Source organism: Nitratidesulfovibrio liaohensis (assembly GCF_011682075.1).
Classification (GTDB): Bacteria; Desulfobacterota; Desulfovibrionia; order Desulfovibrionales; family Desulfovibrionaceae; genus Cupidesulfovibrio; species Cupidesulfovibrio liaohensis.
In genome coordinates this window covers 1-686 of the sequence record NZ_VSMK01000729.1, presented here as the reverse complement: position 1 = coordinate 686, position 686 = coordinate 1, and the positions used below count along the sequence as shown (strand labels likewise).

Annotated in this window: 2 protein-coding genes; both read right to left on the bottom strand. The window is 71.4% G+C overall.

All coding sequences use genetic code 11. The features are described from left to right. Positions 1–293: ATP-binding cassette domain-containing protein (locus tag FVW27_RS21065; RefSeq protein WP_243838565.1), on the bottom strand; the 293-nt coding region annotated here is incomplete at its 3' end. Positions 294–462: 169 nt separating this feature from the next. Continuing rightward, the coding region (locus tag FVW27_RS21060) for a helix-turn-helix domain-containing protein (protein ID WP_279586658.1) at positions 463–686 on the bottom strand (224 nt) is incomplete at its 5' end.

The following is a 686-nucleotide window of genomic DNA, read 5'->3' as shown; positions in this document are numbered from 1 at the left end:
CCCACCACCATGCGGGCCAGGGTGGACTTGCCGCAGCCGCTTTCGCCCACCAGCCCCAGGGTGCGGCCCCGGTCCAGGGTCAGCGACACGCCGTCCACGGCGCGCAGCACGGCGGGCGTGGGGTCGAACATGCCCCGGCGCACGGTGAAGTGGCGGCTGATGCCGCGCAGTTCCAGAAGCGGTGCTATGGCGAATCTCCTGTGCTCATGAAAAATGTCTGACCGCCGATGGGCAGCGGGCCGGGCCGAACCGTCCGACCCTGTCAGGCCGCATCTGGCCGCATCTGGCCGCATCTGGCCATATCTGGTCTCATGCCCATCTGGGCGCATCTGATCGCATCCGGGCCGGAACGCCATGGGCAGAATGGCACGGCGGGCGGTGGCGCGTCCAGACGGTTCCCGCCCCGTCGTCCTCCGTTTCCGCCCGCTCCCACTTGTCGCCGCCTGGCGCCGCGCGCCCCGGCTACAGCCCGTAGCGCTTCAGCTTGCGCCACAGAGAGGCGCGGTCGATGTCCAGCACCTTCGCCGCCTGCGTCCGGTTGCCGCCCGCCAGTTCCAGCACCCATTCGATGTGCGCCCGCTCGTTCTCGTCCAGGGTCATGGGGCGGCCATCGGGCGTCATGCCTTCCCCGGCCCCGCCGGGCATGCGGGCAGCCTCGTCGGCGCGCAGCACCAGCGCGGGGCCTG